The 1,428-nt window shown below is 64.8% G+C and carries 2 protein-coding genes; both read left to right on the forward strand.

What is annotated here, in order from left to right; translation table 11 throughout:
* The coding region (locus tag EN949_RS35245) for a hypothetical protein (protein ID WP_164782680.1) at positions 1 to 367 on the forward strand (367 nt) is incomplete at its 5' end.
* Complete coding sequence (locus EN949_RS35250) at positions 364 to 1,401, forward strand: toprim domain-containing protein (RefSeq protein ID WP_127365577.1); 1,038 nt, start codon at positions 364 to 366, stop codon at positions 1,399 to 1,401. The genes EN949_RS35245 and EN949_RS35250, both read left to right, overlap by 4 nt.
* Positions 1,402 to 1,428: the final 27 nt, after the last annotated feature.

Raw genomic sequence — 1,428 nt, forward strand, 5'->3', positions numbered from 1 at the left:
CGACGAGGGCGAGCGCCTCATCGGCCGCCGCGTCTCGCCGGCATGGGCGGCCAAGGGCTCTGCGACGAACGTGGTTGCGCTTTCGCCGGAGCAGGCATTTGCGGCTCTAATGGACGGCCGGACCATCCTCGATCTAGCCGAGGATCTCCAGCTTCGCCGCAGCCGCGTCATGGGCGCATGGCGCATCGAATTGTCTGGGTTCACCGACACGATGCGCGAGCGCCTCACCGCCTACGGTCTCTTCCACGAGATCATTTCGTGGAAGCTCAGGATGTTCGTGCCGATCGACGCTGGCGGACTCGCCGTGCTGGAGCGCGTGCACGACCGCTTCCCAATCGATCAGGTCAGTGAGCGGGAGGCTGCATGATTGCGCTTCACGCTGCATCCGACCTCGCACACCGCCTCGGCGAACATGCCGAGGCGGTGTGCCGCCACTACCTCTCCAATGGCCGTCGCCAGGGCAACTATTGGACCGTCGGCGACGTCCGCAATGCGCCGGGCCGCTCGATGTTCGTGCGTCTGCAGCCATCCCTGAAGGGACCGCCAGGAAAATGGACCGACGCCGCTACAGACGAGCATGGCGACCTGCTTGATGTCATCCGCGAATCCCTCGGACTGGTCAATTTCCGGGACGTCGCCGACGAGGCGCGCGTGTTTCTCGCTACGCCAGATGCCATGCCACCCCAACCGGCCGAGCCGATCACGCAGGTCGCCATTGGATCACCGGAAGCGGCTCGCCGACTGGTCGCCATGTCGAAGCCCATTATCGGCACCCTCGTGGAAACGTATTTGCGTGGACGTGGCATTACGACTTTGCACGGAACCGCAGCCTTGCAGTTCCATCCACACTGCTACTTCCGGCCAGACGATCATGGACCGACCGAGACCTGGCCGGCGATGATTGCCGCCGTTACCGATCTCAATGGGCATCTGACTGGCGCGCACCGCACATGGCTCGCACGGGACGGCGCCGGCAAGGCACTTGTCGACGCGCCACGTAGGGCAATGGGTAACCTCCTCGGTCACGCCGTCCGCTTCGGCATGCCCGGCAGCGTCATGGCGGCAGGCGAAGGCATCGAGACGACGCTGTCGCTCAGATGCGCCTTGCCCGACATGGCGATGGCTGCGGCACTCTCGGCAGCCCATCTCGCCGCGATCCTGTTGCCTCCGAACCTGCGGCGGCTCTATGTCATCCGCGACAACGATCCGGCCGGTGACAGTGCCCGAGACAGCCTGATCGAGCGCGCGACGGACCTTGGAATCGAGGCAATCGTGCTGTCGCCGGCGATGCAGGACTTCAACGACGACCTACGCCATTTCGGACTTGCCGCCTTGCGGGCCTCGATTGCGGACCAGCTCATGCGCAAAGATCGCATTTGCTATCTGACACGGGCAGCATGAGCCGGGAGGGAAGCGCGCGGCGCATGG

It is taken from the genome of Mesorhizobium sp. M7A.F.Ca.US.007.01.2.1 (genome assembly GCF_003998165.1).
Lineage (GTDB): Bacteria > Pseudomonadota > Alphaproteobacteria > Rhizobiales > Rhizobiaceae > Mesorhizobium > Mesorhizobium ciceri.

Coding starts and splice junctions, on each gene's coding strand:
- EN949_RS35250 (WP_127365577.1), top strand. CDS start 364: ATGATTGCGCTTCACGCTGCATCCGACCTCGCACACCGCCTCGGCGAA.